This window comes from Bacillus fungorum (genome assembly GCF_002746455.1).
In the GTDB taxonomy this organism is placed as follows: Bacteria; Bacillota; Bacilli; order Bacillales; family Bacillaceae_G; genus Bacillus_A; species Bacillus_A fungorum.
The window spans coordinates 92621-110376 of sequence record NZ_NWUW01000005.1; the positions used below are offsets into that span (position 1 = coordinate 92621).

The 17756-nt window shown below is 37.1% G+C and carries 18 protein-coding genes; 11 read left to right on the forward strand and 7 right to left on the reverse strand.

Features of this window, described 5'->3' with window-relative positions; genetic code table 11:
- The first annotated feature begins 6 nt into the window (after positions 1-6).
- The 4 genes from CO726_RS09035 (at position 7) to pgtP (ending at position 4671) form a co-directional block, all read left to right on the forward strand.
- Positions 7-1437: a sensor histidine kinase gene (locus CO726_RS09035; protein ID WP_099684031.1), complete on the forward strand. Its 1431-nt coding sequence runs from the start codon at positions 7-9 to the stop codon at positions 1435-1437.
- Positions 1438-1503: 66 nt separating this feature from the next.
- The gene (locus CO726_RS09040) at positions 1504-2286 is read left to right on the forward strand and encodes a DUF3919 family protein (protein ID WP_098761354.1); all 783 of its coding nucleotides are present in this window, start codon (positions 1504-1506) and stop codon (positions 2284-2286) included.
- A complete protein-coding gene (locus CO726_RS09045; RefSeq protein ID WP_099684032.1) occupies positions 2283-3317 on the forward strand; it encodes an ABC transporter substrate-binding protein in 1035 nt (344 codons plus the stop codon). The genes CO726_RS09040 and CO726_RS09045 overlap by 4 nt, the downstream gene beginning before the upstream one ends.
- A gap of 19 nt (positions 3318-3336) precedes the next feature.
- Positions 3337-4671 carry an MFS transporter gene (gene pgtP / locus CO726_RS09050; protein ID WP_099684033.1) on the forward strand — a complete coding sequence of 445 codons (1335 nt, stop codon included), beginning with the start codon at positions 3337-3339 and terminating at the stop codon, positions 4669-4671.
- Positions 4672-4784: 113 nt separating this feature from the next.
- On the opposite strand, the gene CO726_RS09055 is transcribed toward pgtP, so the two are convergent.
- Complete coding sequence (locus CO726_RS09055; RefSeq protein ID WP_099684034.1) at positions 4785-5297, reverse strand: DUF3278 domain-containing protein; 513 nt, start codon at positions 5295-5297, stop codon at positions 4785-4787.
- Positions 5298-5489, reverse strand: a complete 192-nt coding sequence (locus tag CO726_RS09060; RefSeq protein ID WP_001067016.1) for a helix-turn-helix transcriptional regulator — start codon at positions 5487-5489, stop codon at positions 5298-5300.
- A 383-nt stretch (positions 5490-5872) separates the two neighbouring features.
- Between CO726_RS09060 and CO726_RS09065 the strand changes: the two genes are divergently transcribed.
- The 5 genes from CO726_RS09065 to CO726_RS09085 all read left to right on the forward strand — a co-directional run bounded on the left by CO726_RS09065 (position 5873) and on the right by CO726_RS09085 (position 10795).
- Entirely contained in the window at positions 5873-7066 is a 1194-nt protein-coding gene (locus tag CO726_RS09065) for an efflux RND transporter periplasmic adaptor subunit (RefSeq protein ID WP_099684035.1), read from the forward strand.
- Positions 7063-7743, forward strand: coding sequence for an ABC transporter ATP-binding protein (locus tag CO726_RS09070; protein WP_016085521.1), 681 nt, complete (start codon positions 7063-7065; stop codon positions 7741-7743). Before CO726_RS09065 ends, CO726_RS09070 begins: the two co-directional genes overlap by 4 nt.
- A complete protein-coding gene (locus tag CO726_RS09075) occupies positions 7740-8942 on the forward strand; it encodes an ABC transporter permease (protein ID WP_099684036.1) in 1203 nt (400 codons plus the stop codon). Before CO726_RS09070 ends, CO726_RS09075 begins: the two co-directional genes overlap by 4 nt.
- A 126-nt stretch (positions 8943-9068) precedes the next feature.
- Complete coding sequence (yknW, locus tag CO726_RS09080; RefSeq protein WP_099684037.1) at positions 9069-9737, forward strand: YknW family membrane protein; 669 nt, start codon at positions 9069-9071, stop codon at positions 9735-9737.
- A gap of 587 nt (positions 9738-10324) precedes the next feature.
- A complete protein-coding gene (locus tag CO726_RS09085) occupies positions 10325-10795 on the forward strand; it encodes a sigma-70 family RNA polymerase sigma factor (protein WP_099684038.1) in 471 nt (156 codons plus the stop codon).
- 55 nt (positions 10796-10850) lie between these two features.
- On the opposite strand, the gene CO726_RS09090 is transcribed toward CO726_RS09085, so the two are convergent.
- Positions 10851-11357, reverse strand: a complete 507-nt coding sequence (locus tag CO726_RS09090) for a competence protein ComK (RefSeq protein ID WP_099684039.1) — start codon at positions 11355-11357, stop codon at positions 10851-10853.
- A 188-nt stretch (positions 11358-11545) separates the two neighbouring features.
- Here CO726_RS09090 and CO726_RS09095 point away from each other — a divergent pair, with 188 nt between their 5' ends.
- Positions 11546-11944, forward strand: a complete 399-nt coding sequence (locus CO726_RS09095) for a DUF4359 domain-containing protein (protein ID WP_029441035.1) — start codon at positions 11546-11548, stop codon at positions 11942-11944.
- Positions 11945-12073: 129 nt separating this feature from the next.
- Here the strand turns inward: CO726_RS09095 and CO726_RS09100 are convergent, their stop codons facing one another.
- Complete coding sequence (locus CO726_RS09100; protein ID WP_099684040.1) at positions 12074-12289, reverse strand: DUF2922 domain-containing protein; 216 nt, start codon at positions 12287-12289, stop codon at positions 12074-12076.
- An 89-nt stretch (positions 12290-12378) separates the two neighbouring features.
- Positions 12379-12603: a DUF1659 domain-containing protein gene (locus tag CO726_RS09105; RefSeq protein ID WP_000257706.1), complete on the reverse strand. Its 225-nt coding sequence runs from the start codon at positions 12601-12603 to the stop codon at positions 12379-12381.
- Between the two features lie 110 nt (positions 12604-12713).
- Here CO726_RS09105 and CO726_RS09110 point away from each other — a divergent pair, with 110 nt between their 5' ends.
- A complete protein-coding gene (locus CO726_RS09110) occupies positions 12714-13199 on the forward strand; it encodes a VanZ family protein (protein ID WP_099684041.1) in 486 nt (161 codons plus the stop codon).
- A gap of 176 nt (positions 13200-13375) precedes the next feature.
- Here CO726_RS09110 and CO726_RS09115 read toward each other — a convergent pair whose 3' ends face one another.
- Complete coding sequence (locus CO726_RS09115) at positions 13376-16132, reverse strand: DEAD/DEAH box helicase (protein ID WP_099684042.1); 2757 nt, start codon at positions 16130-16132, stop codon at positions 13376-13378.
- The gene (locus tag CO726_RS09120) at positions 16116-17735 is read right to left on the reverse strand and encodes an SWIM zinc finger family protein (protein WP_099684043.1); all 1620 of its coding nucleotides are present in this window, start codon (positions 17733-17735) and stop codon (positions 16116-16118) included. Before CO726_RS09120 ends, CO726_RS09115 begins: the two co-directional genes overlap by 17 nt.
- Positions 17736-17756: the final 21 nt, after the last annotated feature.

Consider the following 17756-nt stretch of genomic DNA (forward strand, 5'->3'; position numbering starts at 1 on the left):
GATGGTATGTCTTTAAAGAGAAATATGGTGTTTGGAATAGTTGGACTGTTAATCCCGATATTTGTTCTTTTGTACGCAGTTGTTTATATTACGTTAGAAAAGAATATGTATCATAACGCGGCAAATTCTTTAGAAAAGTTAAGTGTAGAAGCGCAAATTTATACGATGAATTATTTAGAGAAGGAAGCAGAGGTCGAGACGCTCGGTCCTAATTCACTTTTAATTGCTTCGTATTTAGCGAAGCGCATGGATGTCCGTGTGCAGATGATCGGAAAGAATGGAGATGTTGTTGCGGATACGCAAAAAGGAGCACTTCTTCATCGAAATATTGATATTGAGAGTTCTTTGAAGGGGAAGAAATCTTATGTTTTCGAAGAGGGAGACCCAGCTCCAATTCTTTTGTTTTCAAGCCCAGTGTATTATGGAAACGATGTCATTGGAAGTGTTCGTTTTATAAATGAGTTAACGGGTGAGAAGGAAGTTTTAACAAATGTCGGTTGGACGTTTTTAATGACGTCTTTTTGTCTAGTAGCTGCGGGTATTTTCTTTGCAATTCGTTTGGCAAAGTCTCTTCATAAGCCGATTGATCAGTTAAGGCAAATGGCGCACCGGCTTGCGAATGGTGATTATAAAAGTAAGATTGAGCTAAATGAATATGTGGAAATTGCTCAGCTTTCCGCATCTTTTAATGCGATGGCCGATGGAATTGAACTGCATATTAAGCAATTGAAAGAGGAGAAAGAGAAGCAGAAAGATTTCTTAGACCGCATTACGCATGAGCTAAAAACACCGCTAACGGCGATTATTGGCTATGTGGATTTAATTCCGAAGTTAAAGGCGCAGGAAGATATACAGGAGAGCCTGCGTTATGTGGCTGTAGAAAGTGAGCGTTTATTATCACTTGTAGAGGAGTTACTTAAGTCTTCAAAGTACGGGACGAGTACGTTTGAAGTGTCGCCTACAGTTGTGAATATAAAGGGATTAGCAGAAGAAGCAGTTTCAATTGTGAAACCTCGCCTGCAGAAATTTGAGATTGAAGTTATCAATGAGTTAACAGATGTACATGTTGTTGCGGATTTTGATAAGACGAAACAGATCTTCTTAAACGTGCTGGATAATGCGATAAAATATAGTGATGCTACGCAAATTCGTATGAATGTAATTGTAAATGAACGTGAGGCAAAGGTTTTTGTTCATGATGATGGTATCGGTATAGATGAAGGTGTGCTTGCAGAGTGGAATGAATCGCCGGGAGGTAAGGTACTTCCTTCTAGTTACGGGAATGGTTACGGTTTATATATTTGTCAGGAGATTATGAATAAGCAGGGCGGAAGTATGCGGATTGAGAGTAGTGAAGAAATAGGCACTACAATATGTATTACATTCTTGCTTCCGAGACGGATGGAAGACATAAAAAACTTGAAAGCGGTTAAATGATACATTTATGAAACAATTATGCGGTATTTTCGAAACAACGTTTTTTTATCTTGGAGGTAGGCAGAAATGAAAAGGCTATCATTTCAAATTCTTATGTTTGTCCTTTGTATAATCGTTTCTCTTATTTTGTTTTATGTAATGGAGAAGCAAATATATAATCGAATCACAATAGTGAATGACAAACAAACTGTTTTACAAAGGGTGAATGAATCCCTGCCTACTGAAATGAAAGTTAGGCATGAAAAGTGGGGAGAAATTGTTATAACGGATGAAGTTCGTTTGCATACGATTGTTTCATTCTTTGACCGAATTAGAATAGAACCGAGAGAAGCTAAGAATCAAGAACAAGTATTTACTGGAGAAGTAACGTACTTGAATGGACATAAACGTACTTTTGCAGTAGGTGACTTGTTCCAGTACGGGGCTGATATGTATGGAAAGAATGGTACGGATCCAATGATTTCAGCATTTCAAACGTATTTATTAAGCCTGTATTACACACCAGAGCGTATTCGTGATTTCTTTGCATCAGCACAGGATGTCATAGTACGGCAAGGTGATGTAGAACGTACAATGAATCTTACGCACATACTTGATTCGATTCGGTACGCAAAGCAAATTACAGATTACGGAGAAATACAGAAATTATTACAATCACAGAATGAACCGATTGCTTATATTACTGCTTATAAAACAGGTAAGCGTATAAAGAATGAGCGTGAAGACATTCTTACTATTTCTGTGTATCCATCGTATTTTGTTGTGCAATATCTCGGTGATAATAACGGGAATGTCATGTATATGAAAAGCTCCCTCGCAAATTTATTTGTAAAGGAGAATGTGTCATGAGAAAGATAGCCTTTTTCTTCTTTTTGCTAGTAATTGGAGGAGCGATGTCTAGTTGCTCTCGAGATACAACCTCTATTAAATATAATAAAAGTGGTCTCCCTATTTTGGATGATCGTCATCTCGTTGCGTATGTGGCAGCTCGCGAGGAAGTTGGGGAAGCTTTGCTTTCATCATTTTGTAAACCACGCGGCTGTACGTATGAATTTATTCGTCTTTCGACAGAGGAGCTTCTTCGAAGGGTAGAAGAGGAAGCTGGAAATCCGAAAGCCGATATTATTATTGGCGGTACGGTAGATGCGCATCAAATGATGAAGCAAAAAAATCTATCTATTCCTGTTACGAGCCAGCATGCGAACCGTATTTCAAAAACTGTTAAAGATAAAGACGGTTATTGGTACGGTTATGAGGTGGAGAAACTGGCAATTGCGATCAATAAAGAGCGGTGGAATGAAGAAATAGCCTCGCTCGGACTTCCTTATCCATCAAGGTGGCAAGATTTATTAAATCCAGTATATAAGGGAAAGATTGTGATGCCAGATCCAAATGTTTCAGGAACAGCATATACGTTTTTTCAATCACTTATTGATACTTTAGGTGAAGAGGAAGCGAAGGCATATGTTAAGAACTTGGCAGGACAAGTTGGTGAAGTAACAGTGAATGGTTACATACCAGTGGAACTTGTTGCGAGCGGTGAGTATATGATAGGCATCAATTTCATGGGAGACCAGAGAATGCTTCAAAAGCGAGGCTTTTCTATTTTAAGTAATGAACCTGAGCAAACCGGGTTATCTGTTAATGCGATTTCGAAACTAAAACGTGCACCGAGTGGTATTATTGCAGATTTATTTATTGATTATTGTTTATCAGAAGAAGCGGGGCATATTTTAGAAAAAGTTTCGTTTGGCGTACCAACGATGTTTGCGAAGAATGAACAAGAAATAGAAGGACAGCCAGTTAGAAGAACAAACAAAAATATATCAAATAGCGGAATAATCGAGATATGGAATAGACAGCGTCTCTCTCAGAAGTGAGAAAAGGAGACGGAAATATATGTTTAAATGGCTTAAGCCAGCACCTGCAATTGAAAGATTGCCAGCGGATATGATTGATCGAGTATATAAATTACTACGTATTCGTGTATTAATCGGGATTTCAGTTGGGTACGCTGCTTATTATTTAGTTCGTAGTAACTTTAATTTATCTACTACGTATTTAGTAGATGAGTTCGGATTTAGCACGACACAAATTGGATTATTAGGCGCAGTAATGGCTGTTGTTTACGGACTTAGTAAATTCTTTATGGGTAATTTATCGGATAAGGCATTTGCTCAACGATTTATTGCAGTAGGTTTATTTTTATCTGGGCTTGTTAATATTTGTTTCGGTTATGCATCTTCCTTTGGGATGATTTTAACATTACTTGTTCTAAACGGTATTGTACAAGGTATGGGAGCACCACCTTGTAGTATTGTTATGACGAAATGGTTTTCAAAGAAAGAACGTGGCACGAAAACAGGTCTTTGGAATATTTCACATAACGTTGGTGCACTACTTGTTCCACCATTCATTGGAATTGGTGTAGGTATTTTTGGTGAAAATCATTGGCAAGGCGGCGTATTTATTTTCCCAGCGATTATTGCAATGGTAATTTCAGTTCTTGTTTGGATTAATGCGAAGGATACACCAGAATCTGAAGGTCTTCCGCCAATTGATGAATATCGTAATGACTATGAAGACCTTGAAAAAGCAGATCATGCTAACAAGATGTCACCAAAAGAAATTTTAATGAAATATGTAGTGAAAAATAAATTTGTTTGGTTCTTATGTATTGCGAATGCATTTGTTTATTTAATTCGTTTCGGTGTTATTAACTGGGTACCAATTTATTTAACAACGGTTAAAGGTTTTACAAAAACAGAAGCGCATTTTGCGTATTCAATATTTGAAACAGCAGCGATTCCAAGCTCTTTAATTGTCGGCCTTTTAAGCGATAAATTATTCAAAGGAAAACGTATGCCATTATGTGTTATGAGTATGGCTGGGGTTGTTGTTGGAACAATCGTCTATTGGCAAGCAACTAATATTATTGTTGTGAGTGTTGCAGTTTCTATTATCGGTTGTTTAATTTATGTACCACAGTTCTTAATCGGTTTAAGTGCGATGGAATTAGTACCGAAATTTGCAGTAGGTACAACCGTTGGTATGTGTGGTCTGTTCGGTTATGTTGGAGGAAGTTTCATAGCAAACGCAGCGATTGGTATTATTGTTGATCGTTCTGGCTGGGATGGTTGCTTCATGTTACTGTTAGCAGGTGGTGTGTTATCAACAATATTCTTACTGATTGTTCAAATGGGACATGAGAGAAAAGCTCCTAAAGCGGCATAATATTTGTTCGAAAAGCTATCCGATTTTTATATTGGATAGCTTTTCATATTTTTATATAGGAAAAACAAACAGTATGTAAAATAGCAGTTTTATGTGTAAATGAGTTTTGTCCCTTAATATAATCTTTTTAGGTTCCATAAACCGAATAGATACGTAGTTAGACCAAAAAATCCGCCGCCACAGACGAAAATTACAACCTTAAATAAAGAAATAGAGATTTCTTCTGAACTTACATAAGGAAGGATATAATTCATAAAAATAAACATTTGAAAGCCAAAAAGTACACCTGCTTTTAAGCAAGCTTTTCTTAATTTTTTCTTATGTTGTAAATATTCTTCTTTTGTTGCACATTCAGTATCATTTAAACCTTTTTTCTTAAACTTAAAGGTTAAATAATTAGCGTAAATCATATTAGATAGAAAAACTAATATAGTTCCTATAGATATTGTGTGGTTCATAGTATCAACAAGTAACATAATAAGCATTACCAACATATTTAACCACCATAAACCAATTCCAGCCACAGCTAATTCTTTATTGATTTCTTGCTTTTGATATTCATCTCTCTCACTCATTGTTCCAACGAAACTATTATAAACTCTTTCTTTCCATTCAATTTTCATCATTTAATCTCCCTCCCAAAATAGACTATTTAAATCTGTTTTTAGTGCTTTTGCTAATTCGATACATAAGGCTAAAGAAGGGTTATATTTATTATTTTCAATTAAGTTTATTGTCTGTCTCGCTACGTTAACTTTTTTAGCTAATTCTAGCTGCGATAGACCTTCAGATTTTCGATATTGTTTAACGTTATTCAAATATAAACCTCCCATTGATGGTTTTAGACCCCGTGCACCGGAATGTCATTTATATGTGACATTTTATAATTGAATAGATGAAATGTCAAATATATATGACAAAAATGACGATTTTGCAATTAGGAAAATGGTTTTAATAATTTATCTTAGTAAGGAGTTTACTAATAAAGGATGGCTTTCATTCAATTTAAATTCTCCTTTTTCCTTTCCTTAAATCTATCTTAAAAGACAATATGTCATATTTCTAATCATTGGAATTTTTGTTACAATATAAGTGGATGTGTAAAACTTTGTAAAAAGAATGTAATAATATGTAATTCATTTTCAGAAAGTTTTATACTATTTTTATATTAAACTATTAAGTTATAAAAAGGAGAGAGAATATGTTACCAAATACGGTTCGTACTCCAAACAAGAAGAAGAAATGGATTATTATTGGGGTTATTGCACTAATTGTTATTGTAGCAGCAGTTAATATTTTTATTATGCAAGGCAAGAAGAAGGGAGCATCAACATCTGCTGATGCTGTAAGCTTTGAGAAGGTAACGGAGCGAAAGCTGAATAATACGAAGTTAATTTCTGGTCAGGTGAAGCCTGGGAATATTGAAAGTTTCTATGCTGATCCGACTAAAGGAAAAGTGAAAGATATTGCAGTGAAAGAAGGACAAGAGGTAGAGAAAGGTACGAAGTTATTCTCTTATGATAATGAAGAGATTAATTTGCAAATGAAGCAAGCTGAGCTTGATCAGAAGATGGCAGATATGCGTCATGATCAAGGGAAAAAGAAGATTGATTCGTTGAAGAAAGAAATTAAGAAAGCGAAAGATAGCGGAGCTGGGAAAGAAGTAACAGATCCGATGGAAGAGCAAGTAAGTGAGTTAGAGATAGCGCAAAAGACAACTGATCTTGAGAAAGAAAAAGGGAAGTTGCAGAAAGAAGAGTTAAGTAAAAAGCAGAAAGAGCTTACGATTTATAGTAATTTTGCTGGTGTTGTTCAAAAGTTAGATAAAGATGCGGCGCAAAGTTCATCTCAAGCGTTAGGTGGTCAAGGGAAAGCATTCTTACAAGTTGCTTCTAAAGATCCGTTCCAAATTCAAGGGACGTTAACTGAGCTTCAAAAGTCACAAATTCAAAAGGATCAAACCTTTACTGTAACTGCGAAAGCAAATAATAAGAAGAAGTGGACAGGTAAGATTACAGAGGTAAGTGAATTCCCAACGAGTGCAGAGATGGCTCAAGCAGGCGGTATGGGCGAAGCGACTCAAAATATGTCCCAATATACATATAAAGCAAGTCTTGATAGTCAAGATGGTTTATCTCCAGGTTATCACGTTTCATTGCAAGTAAATTTAGAGAATAAGACGATGGTTGCTGTTCCAAGTAAGAGCATTGTAGAAAAAGGTGATGATGCATTTGTTTATGTTGAGGATAAAGGAAAGCTTCGTAAACAAAATGTGAAAAAAGGTTCTACTGATGGAGACTGGACAGAGATTGTTGAAGGCGCAAAAGTGGGGCAAAAGGTGGTTAAAAATCCTTCCGACGACGTGTATGACGGAATGGAAGTGAAAGAGAAATGATTACGTTAAATAATATTGCTAAAACGTATTATCAAGGAAAATTGGCAGTGCCGATTTTGCACGGTATTAGTTTAACAATTCAGGGCGGTGAGTTCGTTTCGATTATGGGACCGTCTGGTTCTGGTAAATCAACGCTTATGAATATTATCGGTTGTTTAGATCGTCCAACAGAAGGCGAATATATGCTGAATGATGTGAATATCTTAACAGCAGACGAGTCAAAGCTTGCTTTAATTCGTAATGAATATATCGGTTTTGTGTTTCAGCATTTTAATTTACTTCCGCGTCTTTCGGCAGTAGAAAATGTTGAACTTCCGCTCGTATACGGAGGCGTGAAGAAGGCAGAGCGTCGCAAGCGTGCCTTAGAAGCGTTAGGTAAAGTCGGATTAGCGGATCGCGTGCATCATTTACCGAATGAATTGTCAGGCGGGCAGAAGCAGCGTGTCGCAATTGCAAGAGCGATCGCGAATAATCCAACGTTCATTATGGCCGATGAGCCGACTGGTGCGCTTGATACGAAGTCTGGTGAGCAAGTTATGGATATTTTCACGAAGCTTAATGCAGAAGGTACAACAATTGTTATGGTTACGCATGAAGAGGAAGTAGCAGCGTATTCTTCCCGCCGCATTGTACTGCGAGATGGGAAAATTACAGAAGATAGAAGGTGTGCGGTATGAGTTTACTAGATAGTATAAAAATTGCCCTATCTTCTATTTTAGCTCATAAACTGCGTTCAGCTCTTACGATGCTCGGGATTATTATTGGCGTTGGTTCTATTATTACTGTCGTTGCAATTGGGCAAGGCGGGGAAGCGATGCTGAAGTCGAAATTCGCAGGTTCTGGTGGTAATAACCTTATGCCAATTCAATTTAAAGCAGATATTAATGATGAGTTTAATATGGGCGGGCATGAAATACCGAAGTTAACGGAAGAAGATATTATGGAAGTAAGACAAGTGAAGGATGTATCCCACGTTATTACAACAAATCAGGGGATGGAGATACTTGATGTAAATGATAAAAAAGCAAATCTGAATGTTATTGGTCTTGATAATGAATATTTTGCGGTTAATAAAGTAAAGGTCGTAAAGGGACGTACTTTAAGTGAATCAGATATTACTCATGCAAATAACGTTGTGATGATTAGTACAAAAACAGAAAAAACGTTATTTAAGGACGTAAATCCGGTAGGACAAATTATTGAGATGAAAGGACAACCGATGCAAATTATTGGTGTGTATACATCTGATAATGAGTTTATGGGATTTGAAATGGAAGAAGCATTAATCCCACTTACGTTATGGCCTGTTTTATACGGAACAGATAATATTCAAAATATCGCAATTCAAGCTAAAAATGTAGACAATTTAGAAGCAGCTGGGAAACAAGCTGTTGATGTATTAAATAGTCGTAAGCCAAGTGAAATTCCAGGTAAATATGAACTGGTGAATTTAAAAGAATTCCAAGAAAATGTTTCTAAAGTAACTGGTATTATGACGATGATTATCGGTGGTATTGCTGGTATTTCATTAGTTGTTGGCGGTATCGGTGTTATGAATATCATGCTCGTATCTGTAACGGAGCGTACGCGCGAAATTGGGATACGTAAAGCGCTTGGAGCAACGCGCAGTAAAATTTTATTACAGTTTTTAATTGAAGCAGTTATGTTAACGCTTCTAGGTGGTTTGATCGGAATTGGTCTTGGATACGGCGGAGCATATATCGTTTCCACATTTGCGAAATGGCCACCACTCGTTTCATGGGAAGTTGTCGTGGGAGGCGTACTATTCTCGATGACACTTGGTATTATTTTCGGATTAATTCCAGCAAATAAAGCTGCGAAATTAGATCCGATTGAAGCATTACGTTATGAATAAGTAATAGTGTAGTAGAGAGGGGGCTCTCTACTACAAATTACCGTTCTAGTGGGCGGTTCGTAGCCTCTATATGAGGAAGTGAACCGCCCGTTAGAACGGGTTATATAAATAGAAGGAGGCGTTATAATGGAAGCGAATATTAATACGCAAGATGTAGGTGGAAAAAAGCCGTCATTATTAGGGATGATTACTTCTCCAGGTGAACAGTTTGAGAGAATGAAGAACAGTAATGCGGTTTGGGGTGCGTTTTGGATACTTTCTTTACTATCGGGGATTACTGGAGGTATTAGTACTTATGTATATTCTTTAACACCTGAATCAATTAAGCTCAATCAAGAATTAGGGGTTAATGTTACACCTGTGATGACTTTCGGTGCTGGTTTTGTATTTGGTGTTATTGGTATGATAATAGGTTTCTTTATTAGCGCAGCAGTATACAAAGTGTTAATGATGTTAATGAGCAATGATACTTCTTATAAGAAATTATTAACAATTACTGTATATTCAAACATTATTTCATTACTTGGCTTATTAATAAATACAGTTTTAGCGCTTATTCTAGGTGGTTCAGGGAAAGAATTTTACACTGGTTTAGGTCCGATTTTCGCTTCAAGCAGCGGTGCTGTAAAGGGTATTGCAAATAGCATTGAAGTATTTACAATTTGGGGATTTGTGATTACATGGTTAGGTCTTCAAATTACAGCTGGTTTAAGCAAAAAGAAAGCAACGATTCTTATGGTTATCTTCTTCGTCTTAACAATTGGCTTTGGTGCGCTACGAGGACTAGTGCAATAAGCTTGATATTTCATGTCACTAGAAAGAAAAGCAGCAATTATAAAATTAATTGCTGCATTTTTGTTAAAAGAAGAAGATACATAGTTTAAGAAATTCTCAGCAAATTTTTTGTTCATGTTAGTTGCATTATTGTTAGCTGTAGAATATATGCTGAATAATAATCCTTATATATATGTTGGTGTTATAAGCTGTATTTTAGCTACAGGTCTATATGCAATTGATAGACTTTTCAAAGGTATAACTACAGAATAGTATAAATTGAAAATTTATCCCGCTTTAATGGGCAGTAAGACCCCCAACTCAAAATGCAGCGAAAGCAAAGAAGTTAGGTGGGGGATGAAGAAAACCCCCACTGATTAAAGTTTCACTTTATAAACAAAAGGTTCCTTCGAATGTATAGAAGGAACTTTTTTATTTTTACCCTTATTTCAAATATCACCAGCAGAATTTCAAATTCTACTTCATGTAATTTCAAATTTCAGCGGTAGTATTTGAAATTACTCACAGTGAATTATCTTCTTTATTTTTATATTGTGGAGGTACCGGCGGAATAACAAAGAGGTATACCTTTTAGAAGTGGGTACTGTGTGAAACCAGCAACTTTTAAAGAGGCAGTTGTTTTGTATGAAGGGATGATTGTAAATCAAATAAAGAAGCTAGGTATTCGTCAAGATTATGAAGAGTATTATCAATGTGGTTTAATCGGCCTTTGGCATGCGTATGAAAGATTTGATGCGGAGAAAGGAAGCTTTCCTGCATATGCAGTTGTAACGGTACGTGGTTATATATTAGAAAGATTGAAGAAAGAGTTTGCAGTGCAAGAAAAGTGTGTATGTGTAGGAGAGTATGAGGATATCTTTCGTTTTGAAGATGTGGGAACAAGAGTGAAGGATTTTATGAGTGTGTTAGATGAGAAGGAGAAGTATATTATTTTTGAACGTTTCTTTGTAGGGAAGACGATGGGGGAAATCGCTTTAGAGACAGAGATGACCTATTATCAAGTAAGGTGGGTGTATCGGCAAGCACTCGAGAAAATGCGAAATAGCTTAAGAGGATAAATATTTTCATAAGAATGGAAGGCAAGGGATATTGCTTTCCATTCTACTTATTTTGTTAAGGTAGTAAATGTAATAAGAGTTTTTTAAATTGCATTGAATCTTGCATGTTCATACGTGATAATACATATCCGGCTTTTAATAATTGTTGTTTTAACTTATGGGGACTAATGTGTATGGTTGTAGTAGTGCCATTTGAAAAATGAATGTTAGCTTTCTTACTCTTTTTGAAAAATTCTATGTCATCTATATGGTTATAAAATAGCCATATACAGTTTGGAGAAGAAGGAGATTCTGTCGGGAAAGCACAAATATATTCTCGATGATTAATTGGAATTGGGACATTTTGCTTGAATTTAAAGTTTGTTTGGACTGCATTACGTCTGCCTTGGTAAGTAGAATGAACATTGGCTAAACAAGATTGCTTGATGAGTTGAAGAGCAGTTTGGCAGGAGTAAAAATGGTTCCTGCTACTGTCGATAATCTTTGTGCGATAATAAGGGTGTTTGTAAGGCTCTAACATCATTGTAGAATTAGAAATAAAAATATCATTTTCCTCGTTCATAACTCCGATTCCTCCCTTATAAAGTATCATTAATATCATTATATACAAATTAAGTAAAATAATTGTTAATCTTTTGTTTCGTATTGTAAATTTTGGTCATTCGTTTACAATCAATAGATGATAGTCTTTCTAATTTGCATCGCTTGTACATATATATGAAAATAGAAAAGAGTAGGCGGTGAGATAGTATGAAGAAAAAGTATATTATTATGGCTTTAGTTGTTGTTCTTCTAGTATATTTAGCAAATAGTAATCCGAGTAAAGGTGAATATACGGACTGGGCAGCAAAGCAGTTTATGAAACGTAATGATGTAAGTAAGAAGCTAGACGAAGTTCAAAAAGAAAATGAAGAGGGTCTCCTTGGCGATTTAGCATCGGCTGGTAAGAAGTTGGCGAAGAAATATGTTGAGCCGCAAGTTGGGTTATTAATTGATCATTATACGAAGCGAGATGATTATATATTCTTCTCAACATATAAGACGGAATTTGATATAGGCGGAGAACATTATAAATATGTATGCGTCGGTTTTTCAAAAATCTTTATTCCAATTGAAATGCCAAAGAAAAAAGACGAATCTGCAAAATGATGCAGATTCGTCTTTTCGTTTATCACGCTATTTGCCGGGCAGTAAGACCCCACCTTAAAATTCAGCGCAAACAAAAGAAGTTAGGTGGGGAATCAACTGCCCATAAAAGCTCGATTGGTGAGGGCTGATTTATAGGATAATTGGAACTTCAGATACGTTTTTCTCTACGAGACGAGCGCCTTTTTTTCGGGTATTTTCATTCATTGATGAAAATACAGATGAGGCAAGGATGGTATCCATTACTTGATTTACAACTTGTGCATCGACGGGTGTGATGGGTTTTTCGATAGAAAAAACAACTGTTTTTCCATCTTCTTTCGCGAAAATTAATTCTAGTACTTGCATGCTTTAATTCCTCCTTTTTATTTATCCAGCTATTGGTGTTGGCTAACAATCAGAGGGGGATGAACACCCCCGCTAATTAAAGTTTCATCTTATAGGCTAGAAAGATCTGATGTGCTAACAAGTTGTACAGCGTGCAGTGGTGATGCTTGTAAGGAAGCAAGAGCACGTGCTACGTTTTGTACTTGCTCTAAGTTTGCGTTTGTTTTTACGCGTTTAAATTGTTTGTTCTTGAAAACTGTTTTTCCGTTCTTATCTAATCCATTATTTAAGACAAGACGTAAAGTTAAGTCCATTACGATTGTTTCGACTGCCATGTTTATCACCCCCTTTCACTATATAAATAGGGCGTGAATGTCATGTTTTGGCGTGAAATTTTTTCTTTTTTTTGGTACTCTTAAAAGACTAAGAGAGGGGTTTCGGAAGAATGAATCGTAAATGGTTATTTTGGATTCCTGTTTTACTATGGATGGGGTTGATTTTCTATTCTTCGGCACAACCATATAAAAAGCAGGATATGCGTTCGGATATTGAACAATATGTAAATGTTGAGTTTGTGAAAGAGCATTTTTCATGGGTATCTATCGATTATGGCGGTGGTACACCTGTTAGCATTGCAAATAAAGGTGTAGCCGGATTTATTGAGTTTTTCCTTCGTAAAGGTGCTCATTTTATGGTGTTCTTTATGCTTGGTTCATTGACGTATTATGCATTTCATCGATCGGGTTATTCGAGAAAAAGATGTTTCATATACGCTCTCCTTTTCGTTGCGGGATACGCAACATTTGATGAAATTCATCAATGGTTTACGGGAGATCGTACACCGATGTGGCAAGATTCATTGCTGGATACGTGCGGCGGATTAACAGGGATTATAATAAGTAATTGGTTTTGGAATAGAAAAAAGAGCTAACCTTTTGGGGTTAGCTCTTTTTGTTTATCCCGCATTAACGGGCAGTAAGACCCCTACCTCAAAATTCAGCGAAAGCACAGAAGTTAGGTGGGGGACAACTGCCCGTAAAAGCCCGATTGGTGAGGGCTAATAATCAGTGGGGGATGAACGAAACCCCCACTGATTAAAGTTTCACTTTATACACCAAGCAATTCTTTTAGTTCATCTGTAGATAGTTCGGTCATCCAACTATCGCTTGTAATGACGGCGTTGTTTAGTGATTGTTTTCTTTCTAACATTTCATCAATTTTCTCTTCGAGTGTCCCCGTTGTAATAAGTTTATGAACGTGAACGAAGCGTTTTTGACCAATACGATATGCGCGGTCTGTTGCTTGGTTTTCTACAGCTGGATTCCACCAACGGTCATAGTGAATGACATGGTTGGCAGCAGTTAAGTTTAAGCCTGTTCCACCTGCTTTTAACGATAAGATGAAAATGTCATATGTTCCGTTTTGGAACTGCTCGATCATTTTGTCACGTTCTTTCTTCGGTACACTACCGTTTAAGAAGAGAACGCGCTGACCGAAATGTTCTTCTAGCACATTTTTTAGCATGTTTCCCATACCAATGTATTGTGTGAAGATTAAGCAACTTTCATTTTGATCTTTTATATTTTCGATTAGTTCCATTAGCGTGCTCGTTTTCATGGAACGTTCGATGATGTCTTTTGGTTCTGTTTCTTTTAAGTAAAGAGCAGGGTGATTACAAATTTGTTTAAGTTTGTTCAGCATTAGTAATATAAATCCACGTCTTTCAATCCCGCTTAATCCTTCTACATTTTGCAGTGTATCTTGAACAAGTTGTTCATATAAGGAAGCTTGTTCACCAGTCAGTGGACAGTAAGCTTTCTGTTCTTGTTTATCTGGTAAGTTTAATGCGACTGTTTGATCTTTTTTCGTTCGGCGCAGTAAAAATGGTGAGATAAAACGTTGAACTTGTTGGATTTTTCCTTCGTCACGGTCCTTTTCAATTGGTGAGACGAAGCGGCGCTGGAATTGTCCTAAGCTGCCAAGGTATCCATGATTAATGAAGTCGAAAATAGACCAAAGCTCGGCAAGTCGGTTTTCCATCGGTGTACCGGTTAAAGCGATTTTGTGATTGGCTTGCAAGTTTCGGACTGCTTTTGACTGTTTCGTATGTGGGTTTTTAATATTTTGTGCTTCATCCAAAATAACAGCATCCCAGCATAACGTACTAAGTTCTTCTTCATCAAGCTGAGCTAATGCATAAGATGTTAATACAACATCTGCTGATTGAAGGAAGTCTTTAAATGATTCGCCTTTCGCTCGGTTACTTCCATAATGTAACTGAACACGTAAATTTGGTGCGAAACGCTCAAATTCTTTTTGCCAATTTCCAAGAACAGATGTCGGTGCCACGATTAAAGCAGGGCCTGTTTGGAGATTGTTCTCTTTTATATGTAGTAAGTAAGTGATCGTTTGAATACTTTTTCCAAGTCCCATGTCGTCAGCTAACAATGCGCCGAATCCAAGCTTTCTTAAATATAATAACCACTCAATGCCATGTTGTTGATACGGACGGAGTGTGGCGTTTAATGAAGAAGGGACATCTACTTTTGGAATATCTCCAATGTGTAATAGTTTTTGGAATAGCTCTTCATAATATCCATCTAGTTCGATTTCAATATCGGTAAACGGACTATCTTCTTCGACAATTTCTGTTTCAGCCGTGTTTGATAAATGTTGCTGAAGGACATCTTTCATTTCGAGTCCATACTTATCGGCACGGTTCATTAGCTTTCGTACTTCTTCAATAAAGGCTGGATCCAGTCGCATCCATTGACCATTTATATTGAATAACCGTTTGTTTTGTTCAACGAGTTCGAAAAATTCGCTTTCTGATAAATCAATCCCGTTCGTTGAAATGCGCCAGTCAAAATTAACGAGCGTATTCATGCCGAAGAAAGATTGCGTTTGCGTCGCATTTTGCTTCAGCTGTACACGTAATTTTGGTTTTGTCGCTTTTAAATTTTGCCACCATGATGGTAGTAAAATCGTAATACCTGCGGCGAGTAATTCGTTACTTGCTTCTGTTAAGAAGTTCCACGCTTCCGTTTCAAAGAGCTCACTTCGGAATGTATCCCCTTCTTTTAACCATGGCACGAGCTTACTGAAACCTTCTTGTGTTTCAAGAATACGCTCTTCATAATCGTGCCAGCGTTTTGGTAAAGAATCGATGTTTTCATATACATATATGCGATGAGCACCACGCTTTGGTGTAACAATTGTTTCAAGCTTCCACATTTCAAACTCTTCTTGCGGCTCTTGTAGCCGTAGTCCGATTGTAAAGGGAAGGTCATCTTCAATGTAACCAATTTTTCGAAGCCAATCTTCCTCATGTAGTGCTGCATCCAATTGTCTTTTCGTAAATTCGTAATGTTCATAAAGTCTCTTTGCATCTTCCCATCCGTCGTTCGAGCGGTTATCTTGTAATATGCTTTCATTTACCGCGGACGAGAAAAGAGATGCTAATGTATCATCTTCAATCGGTGTATGTTGTACTTTCCAAGATGGTTGTTTGGGCCAACGCTCCATATCAGGTACAAAGCTACCGCTTGTGAAGGCATCCCATAATTCGTTCGCATCTTCCGTAAGTGCTGTAATAGGGCCGTTCATTTGAATGTGTGCAAAGGAGTTCATCGGTTTATTAGCGATGTATTCAAATGCTTGTGCGTTTGTTAGCATAACACCTTGTTTTCCTTCAAAGGTTGCTTCTTTAAGAAACGTGCCGTAGAAGGAAGTGGAGTGCCATGTAAATGCATTTCGTTTCCAGCTTGCTACGGATAATGGAGTACCGCTGTCATCTTCTCCCCAAAGGAACCAACCGTGACTAACGTGCTGGAGCCTAATTGTTACCTCAGTTTGATTGATCATCGATTAATTTTCCTTTCCGTAATTCCTCTTGTAGTGCACGCAGACGTGAATGTAAGTTTGCGATGTGAATAATGAAAGCATCCCATTCATCGGTACGCTTTAATCGTTTATATAATGTACGTAATTTTTTTAAGTAACGAACTGCACGTCTATATGATTTGCGATTTCGCTCTTCAATGGCCTCGGTAGCAGCAAGGTGATAAAGAGGAAGTGCTGCTTCTGGTGCTTCCTTTTCGATATCTTTCAGCGGCTCTTTCAAAAGTTCAATTGCTTCAAATCCATGTAAGAGATGAAGTTCTGCCCATGTGCGATATTGCTTTTTCGCGAGTACGTATTGCTCATAGTTTGCGAAACTATATGGTAATAGCTCTTGCAAAATCATTTCGAATCCGGCTTGTTCATTTGTATGGGTTGCATACGTTTCATACATGATGACAAATAAGCGAACGATATCTTTTATGAAAATCGTATTTTCGTGCTCATGTATCGTTTTCTTCACTTGTTTATACGTAAAGGAAAGCCAATTTTTCGCACGATCCCACTTCATTGCATTTAATAGCTCTTCTAACCAATAGAAGTATAGACTCACAACAGAAGCAGGCTGTTTCTGTAGTAAGTCCATCGCTAATAGGTCTTCGTCATTTAAAAAGAGTAGATGAGAAGATGCTAATGCTTTGGAAAGTGGATTGATTTTCGTATCGATTCGTTTTTCTTCTTCTTGCAGTTGCTCTTTATTGTGTAAGAGTTCACTCCATATGTGACGATAAATAAAATATCTCTCTTGCGTATAAGCGTCAGTGGAGAAGAATACTTCATGAACGAGACGAGCTGTTTCTTGCAAAATTGATTCAGACTCTGAAGGAATCGCTTCTGATTGTAAGTCCCGAACGATGGATTCCACTTTATCTACAAATAGGCGAACGACGTTAACAGGCTGATGATAAGAATATGTTTTATTTGCTTCAAAGTCCTGAATTTCTTCTAATAATTTTTGAAAGCAATAAAGCGCTGCATGTAGCCTGAACAGTTCATGTATCGCAACGATACGCGGAGCTTTCCGCTCGAGTTTCGTATAGAAGTCCGTAAAAATACTCATAAGAAAATACATTTGTTTATAAGTAAGCCGAGCTTGTTCTTTCTTAAATGATTCATATTCGTTATCAAAATAGGATTGCCAACTTTTATAATCCGTTTCTTCAAAAGCTGATGATTGCAATACTTGTCTTGCAGTTCGAATAGGAGGAAGGGAAGGTTTCGTATTATTTTTGAATAAAGTTAATACATCTCCTACTTGCCCGAAACTAGACGCTGCAGATAGTAACACAGCGAGCATATGCTCACATTGCGTTGGTGCGAAGCAATCGCAATAGCTTTCAGCGACGTTACGAATCGGTATATGGACGCTATATACACTGCCTTCAGCATCTACAGTTCCTGATAGCGTATAACCATCAAAGTCAACGTTGTAGACAACACCACTACGATATAGGTGCCGAGCTGTAGCGACATGTTCCTGATCAGCTGTTTGCTGTGGATCTAGTCCTTGAACGAACTCATTCGCAATCATCATAATTTCATCTTTCGTAATTGAGTGTTGCAGCATAATATTCCTCCGTACACATAT

Bases quoted from the DNA above. Each gene is read 5' to 3' on its own strand.
- CO726_RS09090 (WP_099684039.1), bottom strand. From the start codon at position 11,357: ATGAACGAGGAAAATGATATTTTTATTTCTAATTCTACAATGATGTTA.
- CO726_RS09115 (WP_099684042.1), bottom strand. From the start codon at position 16,132: ATGATCAATCAAACTGAGGTAACAATTAGGCTCCAGCACGTTAGTCAC.
- pgtP (WP_099684033.1), top strand. From the start codon at position 3,337: ATGTTTAAATGGCTTAAGCCAGCACCTGCAATTGAAAGATTGCCAGCG.
- yknW (WP_099684037.1), top strand. From the start codon at position 9,069: ATGGAAGCGAATATTAATACGCAAGATGTAGGTGGAAAAAAGCCGTCA.
- CO726_RS09105 (WP_000257706.1), bottom strand. From the start codon at position 12,603: ATGGCAGTCGAAACAATCGTAATGGACTTAACTTTACGTCTTGTCTTA.
- CO726_RS09120 (WP_099684043.1), bottom strand. From the start codon at position 17,735: ATGCTGCAACACTCAATTACGAAAGATGAAATTATGATGATTGCGAAT.
- CO726_RS09035 (WP_099684031.1), top strand. From the start codon at position 7: ATGTCTTTAAAGAGAAATATGGTGTTTGGAATAGTTGGACTGTTAATC.
- CO726_RS09065 (WP_099684035.1), top strand. From the start codon at position 5,873: ATGTTACCAAATACGGTTCGTACTCCAAACAAGAAGAAGAAATGGATT.
- CO726_RS09075 (WP_099684036.1), top strand. From the start codon at position 7,740: ATGAGTTTACTAGATAGTATAAAAATTGCCCTATCTTCTATTTTAGCT.
- CO726_RS09070 (WP_016085521.1), top strand. From the start codon at position 7,063: ATGATTACGTTAAATAATATTGCTAAAACGTATTATCAAGGAAAATTG.
- CO726_RS09095 (WP_029441035.1), top strand. From the start codon at position 11,546: ATGAAGAAAAAGTATATTATTATGGCTTTAGTTGTTGTTCTTCTAGTA.
- CO726_RS09055 (WP_099684034.1), bottom strand. From the start codon at position 5,297: ATGATGAAAATTGAATGGAAAGAAAGAGTTTATAATAGTTTCGTTGGA.
- CO726_RS09040 (WP_098761354.1), top strand. From the start codon at position 1,504: ATGAAAAGGCTATCATTTCAAATTCTTATGTTTGTCCTTTGTATAATC.
- CO726_RS09100 (WP_099684040.1), bottom strand. From the start codon at position 12,289: ATGCAAGTACTAGAATTAATTTTCGCGAAAGAAGATGGAAAAACAGTT.
- CO726_RS09110 (WP_099684041.1), top strand. From the start codon at position 12,714: ATGAATCGTAAATGGTTATTTTGGATTCCTGTTTTACTATGGATGGGG.
- CO726_RS09045 (WP_099684032.1), top strand. From the start codon at position 2,283: ATGAGAAAGATAGCCTTTTTCTTCTTTTTGCTAGTAATTGGAGGAGCG.